Source organism: Xenorhabdus sp. KJ12.1, from assembly GCF_963876495.1.
Classification (GTDB): domain Bacteria; phylum Pseudomonadota; class Gammaproteobacteria; order Enterobacterales; family Enterobacteriaceae; genus Xenorhabdus; species Xenorhabdus stockiae.
In genome coordinates, this window is the sequence record NZ_CAWNQH010000057.1 from 93951 (window position 1) to 110396 (window position 16446).

Below are 16446 nucleotides of genomic sequence, written 5' to 3' on the forward strand. Positions count from 1 at the left end.
ATGCGGCGAGGGGCAGTCACCCAATGCCCTTAAACAGAACAACGATGTTGTGACTATTATGAATTACTTGTTTGTTACAATGGATTCGCCGGATTTTGAACAAGTGATCCAGCAACTGATTGAACAGACAGAGAGCCATCAGGAGGTAATTGTGAATATTGCACAACGATTGTATGAAAAAGGCTGGAAAGAAGGTTTTGAGGAAGGCCTTGAACAAGGTAGGAAAGAGGCATTAATGAATATTGCGCGTGTCCTCTTGAAACATGGTGTCAGTATTGAACTGGTCATGAAAATGACATCAGAAATACAGGTTTATACCTCACTGCTATCCGATATAAAAGAACGTATTCGCAGCGGTTAGCATAGAGCAGTTCAAGCCGTTAATGCAGAGTCAGACAAAAGATCAAATATTGGCAGAATACGCGTTGCGCGGCATTCAAAAACCCATCGGGGTTTCGGATTATGAATTAACCCGCTCATTGCCAGAGAACTTGAAATCCAGTTTGCCAAATATTCGTTATTTTAGAGTGTTCTTCCACAGCCACCTTAAAAATAAAGCACCTGATAGCGCTTTGCTGATTAGATATTTAGTGTCTACAAAAGGAGATTGAAATGGCAGTAAAAAATGGAAATGTTGGTAGTAGCGTAGTAGCAGAATTTGGTGAACGGTCTATGTTGGCAGCCGGTGCAAAAGCGGGTTTAAAGCCGACATTTGCCATGTCTGCGTTTGTTAATAAATCTGCGGGATCAATCGTTACTTTTGCGTCTGGTACTTGGTCTGATTATTCGGATGGCTACTCTGATCGACAACCATTTTGGGGGTATTCGGGAATTTCACCAGAAAAAACTATCCTTGTGCCAAATATACAAATAGGAAATATAGAGCCGCAGTTATACTACAAAAATACTCAGTTGGTTTTTTTTGTTGTCCTTTCACACTTAGTTGGTGGATATCGAACGAAGGAAAATGCATATCTAGGATTTAAAGACTACGCTAACGTAGGCGGTTCTATAACGGTCAAAATCAATGATAAGCCTTATGTTTTTACTGGCGGTAATCACCCTGCAGGACCGAATCGAGCACTTAGTCCCTATATATATATTTGTAACGATAATACCATTAATGCGGTAATTAAAAGCGGTGGTGGAAAAAAAATATCTATTTTATAGATATATCCGACCATACATCATAGTATTCAATTACATTGTAAGGATAGCTTAATTTTATAACTCAGACTCAGCCTGATGGAATCTGGTTATTTACACAAATTCTATCAGGCCAAGTCATAACTAATATGCATAAACAGTAGAAGTATCTTTCAATTTAATTTTTACTGTTCTAAGGTTACGGTATTAGGACTTTGGTAATGACTCTGATTTGTTTACGGGATTATAGTTATATTGATAGATATAGCTTCTTGATTTTCTATCTAATATTTTAAGCTCAACATCAATTATGTTTCCAAATAACTGATTGTCTTTTGAATACACATCCATGTACATGGTACCGCTGTATGATATATCGGAATCACGCTGTGCTCTAAGATTCTCAATTTTTTTAACCTGAATATTTTCAGTTACAGGCAAGCTACAGAAAATATCATTTTTGATAATTATACTGACATGTTGAGGATTGGTTATTTGCCTCGGTTTGCCTTTACAACCGAGGTTATCTATCGGAAAGCTTTTTGTTATAGGGTCGTATTCTGACATTACTGGGAGTGCAAATGCCAAATCTGCTCTCATAAAGACTCGGCTGTCGATCTGTAATGAATAGTATTTATGATCTTTATACTGTTTTAAATATTTCTTAATTCTTTCCAGTTCAGTCACTCTGATTTTTTTCTTTTCAGAAAGGTCGGTTTCATGGTTGTAATCATAAGAAAGCAAGTACAGTATCTGATCATCGGTAAAGTCGCCTTTAGCAACAAAAAGTTTAGTCAACGATAAGTAGCTGTTTATGCTCTTATATTCAGACTTAGAAATTATAGGCTGAGTGCTTGCGCAACCAGAGAGCATCAACGATGTTGCTAATATAATAGATGTTTTTTTCATTTAGATCCTTTAGATTCCGTTCGCTACTGCATACCTCCAAGAGTAATGAAAACAATAGCGGTAGGTAATCACATTTATAATAAAATTGATTATCAACGCATTACTATTCTACGTCTATCATTACGGAGTTAATTGCTGAAGTAGAGTCAACCAGAGTTTGTGTTCGGCTTATAGTAGTTGATGGTCTACATGAAAACCCCACTTTAGGGGTTTATGTGTGTAGATGATATGAATTTTAAAACATACCAGCCATGCCAGCTAATTTAGAACCACGCAGTTGAATTTCCGCTATCTTCGATGAGGCTGCTTTTAATCCGAATGAAAGAGCTTGCTCTTTCATCATTCCAACTTCCGCAATCGCATTAGAGGTAAGACGTGCAGAACGATTAATTACATTGTCTGCAAAGGCGTTAGCATGGAGTACGATTTCTATTCCTGCACTAAGATTCGGTAGTATCTCTGCTCCCTGACGATCTTTAATAAAATTGAGAACTTCATTGGAAGAACCTTTAATGTCCCGATAATCAGGCATATTGGCGATAGCTTTACGATATAAAACTGATTCATCAGCTTCTTCTCGTTGCACTGCTTTTGCAAAGAGTGACAATGGCAATTCGATAAATTCCTCGTCAGATTGATGCCTATAGGCTTTAGTGAAGAGATCGAACATTTCCGACACTGTTTTCTGTTCAAGATTTGATACGGTGGCTACGAGTGCTCGGTCGTTAAAACCAATCATATAGGTGACGGGTTTATCTGTTTTATTACGAGCTATATCTTTCATGTATATAAGGTCATAGCTGACACCGTCATCGTTAGTATGAATATGGTGTATCTCTAAGCATGGAGTGTTTGGCGAATAAGGAAATTTTTCAGCAGTAAGTCGTTCGAATTCATTTGTCATCGCTTCCATACCTGCGTCAATGACACTTTGTTTTTCATTACTCTTAACGGCACCGAATCCTTCTATGGACTCAATTTTTTTAAGATAAACAGACTTATTCATTTTATAATTTACCTCTTTCTTGGTCTTAACTAAATCAATGTAATATGCATTCAAATACCTATTATTAATGGCGGATTGCTTTATGTCCTTTGATTAGCATTTCTAACGCTAATCGATGATTGAAAGGCTTAGAGCAAAAATAGGCTTTTAGTATTTCATCATCAGACGATTCTCCGGCATCTTGCCCCTCACGAGTGAAAGCAGCGATCTTCACATTCAGCCCGATCGACTGTAGTTTTTTAGCAGCCTTAATTGTGTTCTTGACCGCCTGTTTCTCTGAATCCCACAGGAAAATCACGCTCTTAAGGCCGGTTTCTTTCAGTGTTAAGAAACTACCTAGTTGATCCTGACCTTCTTCTGATAAAGCGCCTGACAAGTGCATACCAAAAGTACCTATTGGCTCAACGTAGTCGCGTAACGATTCATCACCGAATAAAGCGCGTTTAACGGCAAATACGTCAAACACCCCTTCTAAGATAACGATTGTAGATTTTCCCATAGCATTATGACCGTTATATAAAAAACGCCCTGATGCGGGTAACGTGGATGGGAACAAGTACTTTTTATCTGCGATGTCAGTGACATCACGTCCCTGAAAGGTACTCAATTTCCCCGTTAAATCGTAGATTGGAATAAGTACCCGCATTGAAAAATCTTGCGTTGATATACGACTGCGATAGTCTTGATAAACATGTGAGCCATTCACAATAAACCGCAAGTCAAAATATCGAATAAGTTCAGAAGATATGTTTCTCTGAACAAGATAATCAGGAATACGACCATCAGGTAAAGGAAGTAGATAATGTGGCGGGAGTTGAACTTCTTCTTTCAATTCCACCTTGCTCTCTAAGATGACCTCTTGTTCTTTTGGTCGCCAGCCTTGTTCAATTAATTGAGAATCAATGTAAGCATGAAGCTCTCGCCTAGCTAAACCAGAATGCTTCTGCAAAAATCGGTATAGATTGAATTGCTCATCCTGTGGGTGGCTGCCAGCAAAACACACCCCTACCTTCGTTTTTGGATTGAAATAGACTTTCCAATCATAATTGCCGCAAGTCGGGCATTCTCTGATGTTTAGCTCAAGTCCATCTTTACCGGTTGTTCTGCGATAAGAGATGCCTTCAAGATCAAGAAACTGCTCAAAATCGAATTCATTTAATTTTTCCCTAAAGTCACTGTTTATACTCATCACTTAATCTTTCTTTTTATGATAGAAGCCACAAAGAGAGGAATGAATTACCTGACAATTTGTGGCTCATTATTTAAAGGTGTTAGCTGCGTAGTTTTATATAAATTTAAGTTGATCGGGAGTCACAAATTTTAGGTAATATCGACTATTCGTTTAATAAATCGCATCTGATCAAGGTTCTGTTCGATACGAATACTGACATCACCTTTCTGGTTACGAGAACCTGCTATGAACAATCTCGCTTCGCCTTTGGCTTTTTCTTCTTCTGTTTTGTTGATAGTAATAACTAAGTCAGCAATACGAACTTTCTCAACGTTATCTGCTGCGTGCATCATAGTTGCAACTTCTGATGAACCACCTTCACGGTTTGTCTGTGATGCGGTAATACCAGCTACATTATAGGTATCAAAAACTGCTCGTAGATCTGTATAGATGCTTTTCACATCCTCCCGAACATCACCACTGCGGTAGTTAGATTTCATCAGGTCGGCATAGTCCACAACCAGCATATCTAGTGTGACACCGGTAGAAATAATTCCTTCAACAATACGGACAACATCATTTGGTGAAACAGAACCTGATGGACGCTGGACAACAAACATTTTGCCTACTTTTTCTGTCGCACCAATCTCTTTTAGTTTTTTCGATATTCTGTCACGACCGTCAACCAGTTCGTCCATATCTGTTTCAGAAAGCCGGGCATCGAAACGGTCAGCAATAATCTCTTTGTGTACTTCTAAAGAGATATAAAGGACATTAAATCCCGCCAGTGCTGCGTTAACTGAAAATTCGCCCATACCGGTCGATTTACCAGATTTGGCAAATCCCATGAACAGGGTCATTTCTTTACGACCCCATCCAGCGTGATATAACAATGCATCCAGTGCTCGATATCCAGTGGTGATCCCCTGTGGGGGAGCTTCACCACTTGCCTTTTTCTCACGAGCTTCAAAGCGTGTCGCTGATTCACTAAAGTAATCGTATACTTCGCTACTTCCCTGACCGCCAAGATGTTTGACCTTTTCCATAATCTGCATGGCCTTATCAAAGTCACCTTTATCTTTGAATTCAGCAGCTTTTATCATGGCGTTATCAAACGCGACCGAACGAGCAAACAATGTCACCTGATCAACCATATATTGAGAATCAGTTAATGTTATCTCGTTGATTTTTTTTATGGCCGCAGTAACCGCAGACACGTATTCTTTACGGATTACCTTGTCTTTCACGTCACTGGTAATCAGTGATACGAGTGTAGTCATTGACGGTGGCTGCTTGTACAATTTGTAAAAGCGACCGGCTGCGGCGACCAGAAAACCCAAAGCCATATTGTTAAATTGCTTTGGCTCAACTAAGTCGTGAGCCTGAGTGACGAAGCGGTAATCACGGCAGTAATAAGCTGCCAGTACTATCTGAAAGGCATCATCGAACCGCTCTGACAATGAGACGCTGGTATGTTCTAATCCCAATTCTGAGGCCGACATTTAAACCACCAGCCCCACGGTCATATTATGAAAACTCTCGATTGCTGAGTAATTCACAGTCTTAAAATCGTTTCTGTCATTCTTGCCAATCGTGTCAATTAGCGCCGATTGATTATCAAATTTACGCACAAAACCTGAAATTACATTACCGGTGTTAGTTGTGATCTCCAATTTCACGCCGTTGTACTTCAACCAAGACAGACGAGATTTTATAATTTCATAATCATCATTCATTTATCATTTTCCTTTAACATCAATCCATTACTGGATATTGTCATTTCCTTATAGGGGTTCTATAGAAACTTAGCGGCTTTTCTTAAATCGTCTGGAAACTGGTTCAAGAACATCTGTTGTTCAAGATAACCAAGTGAGTAGACCGCAGAGAAAATCAGCAAATATCGTTTATCTGGTCGTGCATTGGAAATTTGCGCCATTACATATGCTCTGTGAGCATCTTGAACTTCATCACCCACATAGCTGTTATTTTTGAAATAATCCAACTCTGAGCCATTCAGACGTGTTTCCTTACGCTTTTCATTCCTATTAATAAATATTTCCAACAAGTCGCCCTGCCACAAATGTTGTGGACGTGGTAATTCTCCCCATTCACGTTTTGCCGCTATAGACAACATACTCATAATGAAAAAGCTGTATTCGACACCAAGCTCATCAGCCTTCTGTCTTGCTTTCCAAAGTGAGGTTATGTTGGATTTCGACAAATTAATAAATGGGACACGCTTAAGTCCGGTTCGGAAAGGCGCTGTGCGGTAATCCTCACGACCGTGTGTACTCATTATCCGAGAGTACTCACGTTTATAAGATTCGGTGAATAGCATAGTGGCATCCATTGGATGCAAGTGCCGATAATCAAACCATTTGGATTGATACAGCTCCAACTCGCCTTTAGTGCGAGATAGACCGACATTTTCGACAACCCACTGATCTTTATCTTGTGCCGTCCATGAGAGCATAAACTCTTGTGAATCACCCTCTGACAAGAAAAAATCCATTGATAGGCACATGATTACATTCAACCTTATTTAAAATAAGCATATGAATACATTTTATATCAGTGCTAAGTTGGGAAATCAATTCCGCAGTGTCGGTCTTTATGAAATGATTAAGGGAGTGGCGTGTTTTACAACGATGTGTATCCAGCTTCACAAGGAGAGTGCAAAGCCGGAAATTTGGTGGTTAGTAATGATACCGACAAGATGCTATTTCCAAATCGTTATCAGTGACTCGATATACTAGCCTGTGCTCGTCCGAAATTCGTCTTGACCAAAATCCCGTTAAGTGATGTTTCAATGGTTCAGGTTTTCCAATTCCCGAAAATGGCGTCCTCTTAATATTTTTAATTAGGTCATTAATACGTTTAACTATTTTTTTATCTGTTTGTTGCCAGTAAAGATAATCATCCCATGACTCATCAGTGAAAATTAAATTCATTCCTGAATTTCCCTTTTAACACCTTTACCACTATTGAGTGCATCTATTGAGTTCATTAAGTGACGGGCATTAGCTGGAGAGCGCAAAAGGTAGGCCGTTTCCTCTAATGCTAGATACTCGTCATAGGACAAAAGAACACAAGAAGGAGTGTTCTTTTGTCGCGTGATTTTGATAGGAATTCGGTCATCAGCACACTCATTCATGATTGTGGCGAAATTTTGTCGTGCTTCACTGTAATTGATAGTTTTCATATTTCATATCCATTATTTGTTGTGTACTTTTTGAGTATACACCCCAAAAAAATAAGTACAAGTTATTGTACTTATTTTATGTGATTTAACTTCTATGGAATACGAATAGGTTCATGTCCATTTAAGCATTAAACCAAATAACGGGAGTCGTTAAATGCGGGAGATATCACTAACAACCTCTAAGGGATATTTCACCACCAATATAAGGTGTAATCACTCCATCTCTATCAAGCAATAAAGCGCCTTGCTGATCAATCCCACGAGCAATCCCATAAATCTCTTGTTCGCCGATAATCAATTTCACTGGACGGTCTATAAAATTATCTAATTTAAACCATCTGGAAATAAATGGTGATAACCCTGCACTTCCAAACTGGATTAGCGCTTTCTGTAGCTCAACAACAATTTCAGCGACTAATTTGTTACGCTCAATGGTTATTCCTGTTTGCTGTAAATTAGCCCATTGCTGAGTAATCAATTTCTGCTGTTCAGAACTCATCGAAATATTCATTCCAATGCCGATAACAATCTGAGCCGCATCTCCTGTTCTTCCCATCAACTCAACTAAGATTCCGGCCAGCTTTTTATCATCCAAATATAAATCATTAGGCCACTTTACCTTGACCCTTTCAGCTCCCTGCCTGTTCAGGACTTCTGCAATGACAATACCAACAACCAAACTTAATCCAACCGCAGCGGCAGGACCTTGTTCTAAACGCCAGAACATAGATAAATATAGATTCCGACCAAACGCAGAAACCCACTGTCTTCCACGGCGTCCTCTCCCTGCGTATTGATATTCTGCTACGCAGGAATCACCAGAAGTGAGTTCTGTTAATTTGTTCAATAAATGCTGATTTGTCGAATCAATAACAGGAATAACTTCAATTCGATTGTTTGGCAGGTAGCTTTCTATCGTTTTTTTGTCCAGAAGATTCATTGGAGAGGGAAAACGGTAACCTTTGCTGGGGATCGTCAAAATTTCTACGCCCCATTCTCTGATAGTCTGGATATGTTTATTTATACCTGCCCGGCTCATTCCTAATTCCAGACCTAACTGCTGCCCCGAATGTGTTTCTCCATCTGATAACAATTTAATTAATTTTAATGGGATACTAATATCTTTCATGAAATACGTTCCACCGCATCTATTTCACCTTTACCACCAATGAAACGGACTTCTGGTTCTAAATAAATATTAAATTTCTCAGCTACCTGTTTACGTACATAAGCAGCTAACGCAATCACATCCTGCCCTGTCGCATTACCTTGATTGATTAATACCAATGCCTGTTTCGTATGAACAGCCGCATCACCAATGCAATACCCTTTTAAGTGACATTGGTCTATCAACCATCCTGCCGCTATTTTCACATTATTCTCATCCTGATGATATTGAGGGCATTCAGGATATTCAGATTTAATTTTTTGGGCTAACTCAGCCGATACAACCGGATTTTTGAAGAAGCTCCCTGCATTTCCTGTAATAGCAGGATCAGGTAATTTACTCTGACGCATATGACAAACCGCATTGAATATTTGCTCTGCTGTCATGTCATCACGGGAGAATTGGGTTAAACCGCCGTAAGTTAATATTGGTTCCCATGATTTGTTCAGTCTTAAACCAACGGCAGTAATAGCATAACCATCTTTATATTGGTGTTTAAAGATACTATCTCTGTAAGCAAATTGGCACTGATCCTTAGTTAAGCGAATTTGTTTACCTGTTTTCAGTTCAACTAATTCTACATATTCACAAACTTGTTTAAATTCGATTCCATAGGCTCCAATATTTTGGATTGGAGCAGAACCAACATTACCGGGAATTAATGCCAGATTTTCTAAACCGTAAATTTGCAGTTTAAGTAGATGAGTAATCAGCTCATGCCAGTTTTCACCAGCCCCAACATGAACGTGCCATGCGGTATCAGATTCTTGTATATCGATACCGTGGATGCGGTTTAAAATTACTGTTCCCTTAAAATCTTCGGTAAACAGAACGTTGCTTCCTCCTCCCAACATCAAGACAGGGTGGTCTTTCGTTACCGCTTCTTGCCATGATGATAGAAGTGATTCAACCGAGGTTGCTATATCAATATGATCAGCATTGGCTGAAATGCCAAATGTGTTAAATGTTTTTAGTTGGTTTGGTTGACAGACAGACATTCATTTCAAACTCAATAGGTAATTTGGCTGTAGTCTAGCAGACTCGACATTTGAAAGATAAACCGATAGTCACTGGTGTGCAATCCACGATCATAGAAAGGGCAAAATGAAAGAGACAATAATATATTTAAGTTAAACAACCCAAAGATATTGGTAAGACCTTTTCATAGTAAAAATGTTATATATATTATGGGAGCAAGGTACTTGAAACGTGCGGAAAAATTGACGGTAACCATGTGATTTCTTAATAATTCCGCGTATACTATGCTTATAGATTGTCCAATATGAGGGGACAATATTATGGATAATATGTCATCAGCGCAGGTTAATAAAAAAATGCCAAGACTAATCCCTGATGCGGATTTCAACAAAAAATTAAAAATGCCGTCTAAAAATATTGATCATACAAAGCAATTTTTAGAAGAAGGTGTAACTGACTATGTTTTACCGGGACTTGCAATTCAACATGGCTATCGTTTGGTTAAGTCTCTGAAAAAAGAACAATATCGCCTTATTGCCACTGGTGATGAACCTGAAACTGTTTACCTTGTTGAGTTACGGTTTCGCCAAGATATTGTGTTTGGTAAAACCACTTGTACCCAAATTAAAGTTTGGCGTTCCACCTCTATTGAGCACAGAGGCGCTGTTATTGATCTACCAAGAGCATTCTTTTCCAATCTGTTAGAACAACACAGTATCGTTGTCACTGACGAGGAACAAACCGGAGATGGTAGACGTTTTTGGGAAACCATGATCTCATGGGCGTTTGGAACAGGCTTATACGTTTATGCCTCTGATGGCACACAAATGGATAGGCCACTGACCCAAATTGCAGATATGAGGGAGTTTCACGAGGAATGGAGTGATTTTTGTTGGGGGGAAGATCCCGATGTTCACACTCATCTTTTGGTAGTTATCAGTAAAGAGCCATTATCTCAATAAGAAAGCCGCTGATGCGGCTTTTCTTTTATGGGATTTTTTTATCCAAATCCTTTATGAGCTGTTGAATTTGTTCCGGTTTCGTCTCTAAACTCAATTCTAACGCAGCTTTTATGTCACTAAAGGGTAAGGAAGCTAAAGTAACTAAAGCAGCTCTAAACACATCAGAACGGCTTAAATTGGCACGTCTAGGCGCTACTCTAAGTAGATCTACTAATTCGTGATATTCATCTTCCATCGACACAGTACGGCTTTTGATTATTTCGGTGCTGTTCTTACGGCGACCACGCTGTTTGACTGTTTTTTCTTTCAGAGAAGAATTACTAAGAAACTCCTGTACCGCTTCTTCTCGTTCTTGTTTTGCCAGTCCAGCCATCGGGTTCTTAGCCATCTACCTTTTCTCCATACACAAATTCTTTTACTAAAAGCTCAATTTCCGCCTCAGCCTTTTTATCACGTTCTTCTTTTGTTAATTCAAAGATCGTGCGACCGGCTTCTTCTGCATCGTCATATACGTTACGGGCATAGATATTGGTATTTAAGGCGAGCATGCCAAAGGTTTCACAAACGTCTTTGGCAAATTGAATACGTGAGTATTGGTTAGGTAGTGCCGGACACTGGTTCATAACTACTCTAACCTTTAAATCTTCGTTCAAAGTCTGCGCTTTCTCAACAATGCGATCTAGCGCCGCTAATGAGCGAACGTCACGACGTTTTGGGCGAATAGGGAGTAATAAATGGGTTGCTCTCAACATAGCTTCACGTTGAGCCTCTGAGTCAAAGCCTCCGGCATCAATAACAATGTAATCAAACTGGCTTTTAATACCATCCAAATATTCGATAACACCATCGGCACGGTAATGATATGAGAGCTTGTCTGCTGGCTTTTCCGCTGGCAGGCTGTCCCTGTCTTGACACCATTGATAGGTTGTACGCTGGGCGTCGATATCTAACAGGTGAACCTTTTTCTTTGCACGGCTAAGTAAATAACCCGCAATTTGTTGAGCAATCGTACTTTTACCGGGGCCACCTTTACTGCCACCAATCAGTATTATTTGGGCTTCTCCACTCATTATATTCGCCTTATTTGTTTCGATTTATAAATCAACCACGCCGCTACTATTGTTTTGTATAAGATACATCGGTTATTTAACAAATGGAAGAAAACCTATAGATAAAAACATTTAAAAAAATACATTGTTTTGTTATTTATCTAAACAATTAATTAGTGAGCGAGGAAAATCGTTGCCTACAATCAAAGGTGGCCTTATTACGAGGTTTCAAAAATAATTCAAATTTCAGACGATTTTTTCCATCCACAAAGCCTATATCCGATAAGGTTATGAGTAAGGATATTTCTTGCCGTAAGGTCTGTCAGATTATCTTCTCTACCAATATAGATAGGGGAAGAAGTGTCACAAAAGGTAGGAGCCGTCGAACCAGTGGTATTATTTACGCATCCAGTCATTGCGAAGCTCAGTAACAGCAGCCCCGATTTCTTTTTGCTGAACTTCATGTTCAACCTCTTTCTTCACATCCAATGTGGTTTGCAGGCGTTGGTTTTCTTCCTGCCGTCGTTTTATTTCAATGGACTTTCTTGCAGCTCTGCCGCCCATGTGATAGGCGGCGAACAAAACAGCGATAATAGCCAAAGCAGTGTATAAAAACGCCGTCAGTTTATTCAATTTATTTCCACCTTGGCATAACATCTGGGGCATAAGCGACAACAGCATGATCATTATTGATAAAAGTCATACCCGAGTATTGCATTGGCTGATTGAAGTAACCAACGAATACACCTCCTTCACTATTTATTGCAGGAAAAGATATACTTTTAAGAGGATATTGATAATGATGACCAAAATTCATGCTTAAAACCATACAATTTTCATAGCCCATAATAGGTTTGGGATCAGCCATCGGATGACCAAATTCAAGTTTAACAAAATCCTTTATTCGTAAAGGGGTTTTAGACGATGAATAAAACAATTCGCCATTTTCGTTATACATATTTAACCCATAGATATCATGATTATCTCCAGATTGGATTGGACGGTAAATATATGCTTTCGTTTCTGCACCACGAAGCATAAGTTTGATTTGTCCCGATCTAAACTCATAATGTAAATAATTCTCTACTTTTACAGGTTTAACGTGTCTTGAAAAAATCAAGTAATTTGACAGAAGATTTGGATATTCAGCAATATGTATAACATTTTTTCCTAAATAAGTTTTATATTCGCCCGGTATAGATTCACTAAGATCGTATTCTTTTTCCAAAACGTAACATTTTGAACTTAATATACCCAATTCATTTCCATCTACTTCAAAAGATAGATTCATTTGTTTATCACCTTAAAAACGGTAATCACTGGAATAGTCCAAGAAGCCTGTAAAAGATGACGCGAACCATATTCCCAAATGATAGTATCGCCAGCAATTCTCAAATTTCTAACAGAGAGGTAGTTCTTCATTCCTCGTACAGGTACAAAAGTAGATTGGGACACGAAAGGTACGAATTTACCACCTCCTCGTAAAAAACGTGGATCAATTTTGATGGATGTTGTTTTAAAATCCACTCGATCACTATATACAACATATCCAATAGATTTAGTGATTTCGTCAATATGACCTTCCAAGGTTCTGCATTCTAATCCAAACATAATTAACCAATACCTTGCTTAAAACGTTTGACCTGCGAATATGCGATGACACAAGCCACCACAATAGTTGCAACTCCGAAGGCGATACGAATCACTGAGCCACTGGATAGATGACTCTCTGACTTCATTATGGCATCTGAGAGCTGAGGCATGACTTCAGCAATCTGCCCAACACCCAAAGATGCAGCAACCGTTGCACTGGCGGTTTCTTTCGTTACCGGAATTTTGGCAACTTCTTTCGTCTTTTTAACGATACCGGCACGGCGTAAACCCTCATCGAGAACTTCACGGCAGTACCATGAGTTCAGCGTTTTTACCTTGCCCTTACCATTTTCCTGACGAATAATCGCTTCCACCATTGGACAGATAGTGTCGTAATCATGCAAGTCAATATTTTGATCGGGATAAACACCCACGGCTTTACTGACAAATTGGATATATCGTTCAGTGTGGTTTTCAATTGAAGGCGCCCAGCGTTCAATGATTTCACGCACGGTATCAATGCGAGAGCCATTTGCTGCTTTGCGTTTATCGTGATAGGTAATTAACGTGACTGCTAATGCACGAATGCCATAAGCGGCATCCGTGAATGAACAAAAACGAGCATCTTGCGGTCTTTTAGTTAATCCCTGCCACGGAGAACCCATTTCAAGGTTGCCGGGATTGTTGTTTCTGATACCACGAGGTATTCCTTTACCAACCATAGCTAACTACTCCTTTAGTTACCCATACCGTTTTTTAACCCCCAAGCCGCCAGCCCCAAGATTAGAGCTGCAACCATCATAGAAGCTATTTTTGAAATTATGCCGCCGTAAAATCCACTAGAAAGGCTGTCCAGCCTAATCAGCAATTTTTCCAAATTAGCATGTTGAATACTGTGTTGTGCTGCTGTCATATCACCAAAATAAGATTTAAGGTGGCGCTCAACTTCCTCGCCGACTTTATCCTTTAAGTCGTCACTTATATTTGCAGCCACTTCTTTGGCGACTATTTTAGCAATGCGCTCAACCATTTCTGGTGAAACATTACCCACCTCGTTTGCCATTTTTAACCTCCATGTATTAGGCTATCGGGTGGATAATTTATAACATTTTTAATTTAAATAAGTAAGCAATTACCTGTTTTTGGTAAGTTCATCAACTTGTTTCTGTAGGTCTTTAACGGCCTCAACCAGTAACCCTATTACGCTGTTATAGTTCAAACGCAATAAATCATTTTCATCTTGTGTTACAGCTTCTGGCAAAACTTTTTGAACCTCCTGAGCGATAAGACCAGCAGAGCGACTACTATTTTTGTTATCGTCAGATACGGTATAGGTATAACCACTCAGTTTTGACAGTTTTTTACCTGCATCACTGATTTTTTGAATATCATTTTTGGCTCGTTTATCAGATCTGATATAGACATCGTTAAAGTTGCCATTACCATTACAATACCAAGAACCATCCGATGCTAAATATGCTGCCGCATCAACACCATTATCTTTTCTACCTTTGTTAAGCATATAGAAGCCGAACTGCAAATTACCTAACCCTGCAACCATAAAATGTCTGTCAGTATGTTCTTGGCGAACAATAGGGGCGGCCGCGGCATTGTTAACAATTCCAGTAGACGTCAAGCAGTGACCAGATCTCATGTTAATCCAAGAACTACTTGATGTGGTTAATGTCAGGGTGTTAGCTCTAATATTGTTATTAACAGTTAAAGCACCAGATAATGTTCCTCCACTTTTAGGTAAATAACGACCATCAGATTCGCCCTTGGTGTAGCTCTCGCCCTTGGTGGCAAAGTTTCCTTTCGGTTGGTATTTTCCGTCAGATTCGCCCTTGGTGTAACTATCACCTTGAAGAGCAAACACACCGCCTCTGCCGGGATGCTGAATTTCCCCTTTCCAAGTGCCGCCTTGTTGGACTGTCCATCGCCAAATACCCTCATGTTGGAAAAAGTAACTCTGGTTGTTTATTGCTCCAGTGATAACATTTGGCGATCTAATTTCACCACTAAAGTTACCATGACCACCACAATAGAACGAACCGTCAGTTCGCATCTGCCAGTCGCCACCGTGAACACCATTATTAAACATCAAGTGTCCATCAGGGTCTTTATATATATACCCATCAACCTTAGTGCCATTATTAAAGATAATATGGCGGCGAGCGGCGCTCTTTAAGGTAAAATTACCTGAAATTTCACCGCCAGATTTTCCAAAATAGCGACCATCAGATTCACCTTTGGTGTAGCTCTCGCCCTTGGTGGCAAGGTTACCTTTCAGTTGGTATTTGTTGTCTGATTCCCCTTTGGAATACGCATCGACATCACTCGCAGAAGGTTTATTTTTGGTGGTATAGAATTCTGTCCAAGGCTCTTCAAATCCATAACTATCTCTAGCTGAACGATAAGCTATGCCATTGTTCTTATACATAGTTTTTAATTGAAGAGCAGGGGTACTGCCAGAATTAATATTAAAATGAACAACAAGTACGGAGTCTCCGGCTCTGTGGATTCTATAAGCTCCAGATGCCGCGTTCCACGGTACACCATTTTCTCCTTTAACAGAATTTGTAGCCCCTATAGGGAATGCACCAACATCAGCAGCATTTAACGTCATATCTGATGACAATGCTTTTCCATTAATTTTTCGGCTGTTAGGAACGACATTCTGATTTATGGCATAATCCCCTTTCGGCTGGTATTTGCCGTCTGATTCGCCTTTAGTATAGCTATCACCTTGAAGGGCAAACACACCTCCTCTGCCGGGGTGCTGAATTTCCCCTTTCCAAGTGCCGCCTTGTTGGACTGTCCATCGCCAAACACCCTCATGTTGGAAAAAGTAACTCTGGTTGTTTACTGCTCCAGTGATGAGACTTGGCGCTCGAACTTCACCACTAAAGTTACCATGACCCCCACAATAAAACGAACCGTCAGTTCGCATTTGCCAATCGCCACCGTGAACACCATTATTAAACATCATGTGTCCGTCAGGATCTTTATATATATACCCATCAATCTTAGCGCCATTATGAAATCTAATATGACGTCTAGCATTCTTTTGTAAGGTTAAATCGCCAAATATTTCACCGCCAGATTTCCCAAAATAGCGGCCATCAGATTCAGCTTTAGAATAACTGTCTCCTTTATTGGCAAAATTCCCTTTCAGTTGATACTTGTTATCCGACTCACCTTTGGAGTACGCATCGACATCACTCGCAGAAGGTTTATTTTTGGTGGTATAGAATTCTGTCCA

Annotated in this window: 22 protein-coding genes; 4 read left to right on the forward strand and 18 right to left on the reverse strand. The window is 39.6% G+C overall.

Annotated elements, in window-relative coordinates; translation table 11 throughout:
* The first annotated feature begins 58 nt into the window (after window positions 1-58).
* Genes AACS92_RS05740 through AACS92_RS05750 form a run of 3 tightly spaced genes read left to right on the forward strand, consistent with a single transcriptional unit; the run spans window position 59 to window position 1170 of the window.
* Window positions 59-361, forward strand: coding sequence for an Rpn family recombination-promoting nuclease/putative transposase (locus tag AACS92_RS05740; RefSeq protein WP_193756944.1), 303 nt, complete (start codon window positions 59-61; stop codon window positions 359-361).
* 22 nt (window positions 362-383) lie between these two features.
* Window positions 384-611, forward strand: a complete 228-nt coding sequence (locus tag AACS92_RS05745) for a PDDEXK nuclease domain-containing protein (protein ID WP_241537960.1) — start codon at window positions 384-386, stop codon at window positions 609-611.
* A 1-nt stretch (window position 612) separates the two neighbouring features.
* On the forward strand, window positions 613-1170 hold the full coding sequence (locus AACS92_RS05750; RefSeq protein ID WP_099110372.1) for a hypothetical protein: 558 nt from the start codon (window positions 613-615) through the stop codon (window positions 1168-1170).
* 183 nt (window positions 1171-1353) lie between these two features.
* On the opposite strand, the gene AACS92_RS05755 is transcribed toward AACS92_RS05750, so the two are convergent.
* The 10 genes from AACS92_RS05755 to murB form a co-directional block, all read right to left on the reverse strand.
* Complete coding sequence (locus AACS92_RS05755; protein ID WP_099110373.1) at window positions 1354-2055, reverse strand: hypothetical protein; 702 nt, start codon at window positions 2053-2055, stop codon at window positions 1354-1356.
* Window positions 2056-2290: 235 nt separating this feature from the next.
* Window positions 2291-3061: a hypothetical protein gene (locus AACS92_RS05760; protein WP_099110374.1), complete on the reverse strand. Its 771-nt coding sequence runs from the start codon at window positions 3059-3061 to the stop codon at window positions 2291-2293.
* Window positions 3062-3125: 64 nt separating this feature from the next.
* Complete coding sequence (locus AACS92_RS05765) at window positions 3126-4250, reverse strand: DNA primase (protein WP_099110375.1); 1125 nt, start codon at window positions 4248-4250, stop codon at window positions 3126-3128.
* 131 nt (window positions 4251-4381) lie between these two features.
* A complete protein-coding gene (locus AACS92_RS05770) occupies window positions 4382-5734 on the reverse strand; it encodes a DnaB-like helicase C-terminal domain-containing protein (RefSeq protein WP_099110376.1) in 1353 nt (450 codons plus the stop codon).
* Window positions 5735-5968: a hypothetical protein gene (locus tag AACS92_RS05775; protein ID WP_099110377.1), complete on the reverse strand. Its 234-nt coding sequence runs from the start codon at window positions 5966-5968 to the stop codon at window positions 5735-5737.
* Between the two features lie 59 nt (window positions 5969-6027).
* Window positions 6028-6732 carry a hypothetical protein gene (locus AACS92_RS05780; protein WP_206602248.1) on the reverse strand — a complete coding sequence of 235 codons (705 nt, stop codon included), beginning with the start codon at window positions 6730-6732 and terminating at the stop codon, window positions 6028-6030.
* A 196-nt stretch (window positions 6733-6928) separates the two neighbouring features.
* Window positions 6929-7183 carry a Txe/YoeB family addiction module toxin gene (locus tag AACS92_RS05785; RefSeq protein ID WP_099110379.1) on the reverse strand — a complete coding sequence of 85 codons (255 nt, stop codon included), beginning with the start codon at window positions 7181-7183 and terminating at the stop codon, window positions 6929-6931.
* Window positions 7180-7434, reverse strand: coding sequence for a YoeB-YefM toxin-antitoxin system antitoxin YefM (gene yefM, locus AACS92_RS05790; protein WP_099110380.1), 255 nt, complete (start codon window positions 7432-7434; stop codon window positions 7180-7182). Before yefM ends, AACS92_RS05785 begins: the two co-directional genes overlap by 4 nt.
* A gap of 169 nt (window positions 7435-7603) precedes the next feature.
* On the reverse strand, window positions 7604-8563 hold the full coding sequence (gene birA, locus AACS92_RS05795; protein ID WP_099110381.1) for a bifunctional biotin--[acetyl-CoA-carboxylase] ligase/biotin operon repressor BirA: 960 nt from the start codon (window positions 8561-8563) through the stop codon (window positions 7604-7606).
* Window positions 8560-9600 (reverse strand): UDP-N-acetylmuramate dehydrogenase, encoded by a 1041-nt coding sequence (gene murB / locus AACS92_RS05800; RefSeq protein WP_099110382.1) that lies wholly within the window; start codon window positions 9598-9600, stop codon window positions 8560-8562. Before murB ends, birA begins: the two co-directional genes overlap by 4 nt.
* Before the next feature lie 300 nt (window positions 9601-9900).
* Here murB and AACS92_RS05805 point away from each other — a divergent pair, with 300 nt between their 5' ends.
* A complete protein-coding gene (locus AACS92_RS05805) occupies window positions 9901-10542 on the forward strand; it encodes a hypothetical protein (RefSeq protein ID WP_099110383.1) in 642 nt (213 codons plus the stop codon).
* 25 nt (window positions 10543-10567) lie between these two features.
* Here AACS92_RS05805 and AACS92_RS05810 read toward each other — a convergent pair whose 3' ends face one another.
* The 8 genes from AACS92_RS05810 to AACS92_RS05845 all read right to left on the reverse strand — a co-directional run.
* A complete protein-coding gene (locus AACS92_RS05810) occupies window positions 10568-10930 on the reverse strand; it encodes a hypothetical protein (RefSeq protein ID WP_099110384.1) in 363 nt (120 codons plus the stop codon).
* Entirely contained in the window at window positions 10923-11612 is a 690-nt protein-coding gene (locus tag AACS92_RS05815; RefSeq protein ID WP_099110385.1) for a division plane positioning ATPase MipZ, read from the reverse strand. The genes AACS92_RS05810 and AACS92_RS05815 overlap by 8 nt, the downstream gene beginning before the upstream one ends.
* 375 nt (window positions 11613-11987) lie before the next feature.
* On the reverse strand, window positions 11988-12224 hold the full coding sequence (locus tag AACS92_RS05820; protein WP_241537961.1) for a hypothetical protein: 237 nt from the start codon (window positions 12222-12224) through the stop codon (window positions 11988-11990).
* Between the two features lies 1 nt (window position 12225).
* Window positions 12226-12882: a hypothetical protein gene (locus AACS92_RS05825; protein ID WP_099110387.1), complete on the reverse strand. Its 657-nt coding sequence runs from the start codon at window positions 12880-12882 to the stop codon at window positions 12226-12228.
* Complete coding sequence (locus AACS92_RS05830; protein ID WP_099110388.1) at window positions 12879-13202, reverse strand: hypothetical protein; 324 nt, start codon at window positions 13200-13202, stop codon at window positions 12879-12881. Before AACS92_RS05830 ends, AACS92_RS05825 begins: the two co-directional genes overlap by 4 nt.
* 2 nt (window positions 13203-13204) lie before the next feature.
* Entirely contained in the window at window positions 13205-13906 is a 702-nt protein-coding gene (locus tag AACS92_RS05835) for a hypothetical protein (RefSeq protein WP_099110389.1), read from the reverse strand.
* A 14-nt stretch (window positions 13907-13920) separates the two neighbouring features.
* On the reverse strand, window positions 13921-14247 hold the full coding sequence (locus AACS92_RS05840) for a hypothetical protein (protein WP_099110390.1): 327 nt from the start codon (window positions 14245-14247) through the stop codon (window positions 13921-13923).
* A 69-nt stretch (window positions 14248-14316) separates the two neighbouring features.
* A partial coding sequence (locus AACS92_RS05845; protein WP_193756945.1) for a tail fiber domain-containing protein occupies window positions 14317-16446 on the reverse strand: 2130 nt, incomplete at its 5' end.

Bases quoted from the DNA above. Each gene is read 5' to 3' on its own strand.
- AACS92_RS05740 (WP_193756944.1), top strand. From the start codon at position 59: ATGAATTACTTGTTTGTTACAATGGATTCGCCGGATTTTGAACAAGTG.
- AACS92_RS05745 (WP_241537960.1), top strand. From the start codon at position 384: ATGCAGAGTCAGACAAAAGATCAAATATTGGCAGAATACGCGTTGCGC.
- AACS92_RS05750 (WP_099110372.1), top strand. From the start codon at position 613: ATGGCAGTAAAAAATGGAAATGTTGGTAGTAGCGTAGTAGCAGAATTT.
- AACS92_RS05755 (WP_099110373.1), bottom strand. From the start codon at position 2,055: ATGAAAAAAACATCTATTATATTAGCAACATCGTTGATGCTCTCTGGT.
- AACS92_RS05760 (WP_099110374.1), bottom strand. From the start codon at position 3,061: ATGAATAAGTCTGTTTATCTTAAAAAAATTGAGTCCATAGAAGGATTC.
- AACS92_RS05765 (WP_099110375.1), bottom strand. From the start codon at position 4,250: ATGAGTATAAACAGTGACTTTAGGGAAAAATTAAATGAATTCGATTTT.
- AACS92_RS05770 (WP_099110376.1), bottom strand. From the start codon at position 5,734: ATGTCGGCCTCAGAATTGGGATTAGAACATACCAGCGTCTCATTGTCA.
- AACS92_RS05775 (WP_099110377.1), bottom strand. From the start codon at position 5,968: ATGAATGATGATTATGAAATTATAAAATCTCGTCTGTCTTGGTTGAAG.
- AACS92_RS05785 (WP_099110379.1), bottom strand. From the start codon at position 7,183: ATGAATTTAATTTTCACTGATGAGTCATGGGATGATTATCTTTACTGG.
- yefM (WP_099110380.1), bottom strand. From the start codon at position 7,434: ATGAAAACTATCAATTACAGTGAAGCACGACAAAATTTCGCCACAATC.
- birA (WP_099110381.1), bottom strand. From the start codon at position 8,563: ATGAAAGATATTAGTATCCCATTAAAATTAATTAAATTGTTATCAGAT.
- murB (WP_099110382.1), bottom strand. From the start codon at position 9,600: ATGTCTGTCTGTCAACCAAACCAACTAAAAACATTTAACACATTTGGC.
- AACS92_RS05805 (WP_099110383.1), top strand. From the start codon at position 9,901: ATGGATAATATGTCATCAGCGCAGGTTAATAAAAAAATGCCAAGACTA.
- AACS92_RS05810 (WP_099110384.1), bottom strand. From the start codon at position 10,930: ATGGCTAAGAACCCGATGGCTGGACTGGCAAAACAAGAACGAGAAGAA.
- AACS92_RS05815 (WP_099110385.1), bottom strand. From the start codon at position 11,612: ATGAGTGGAGAAGCCCAAATAATACTGATTGGTGGCAGTAAAGGTGGC.
- AACS92_RS05825 (WP_099110387.1), bottom strand. From the start codon at position 12,882: ATGAATCTATCTTTTGAAGTAGATGGAAATGAATTGGGTATATTAAGT.
- AACS92_RS05830 (WP_099110388.1), bottom strand. From the start codon at position 13,202: ATGTTTGGATTAGAATGCAGAACCTTGGAAGGTCATATTGACGAAATC.
- AACS92_RS05835 (WP_099110389.1), bottom strand. From the start codon at position 13,906: ATGGTTGGTAAAGGAATACCTCGTGGTATCAGAAACAACAATCCCGGC.
- AACS92_RS05840 (WP_099110390.1), bottom strand. From the start codon at position 14,247: ATGGCAAACGAGGTGGGTAATGTTTCACCAGAAATGGTTGAGCGCATT.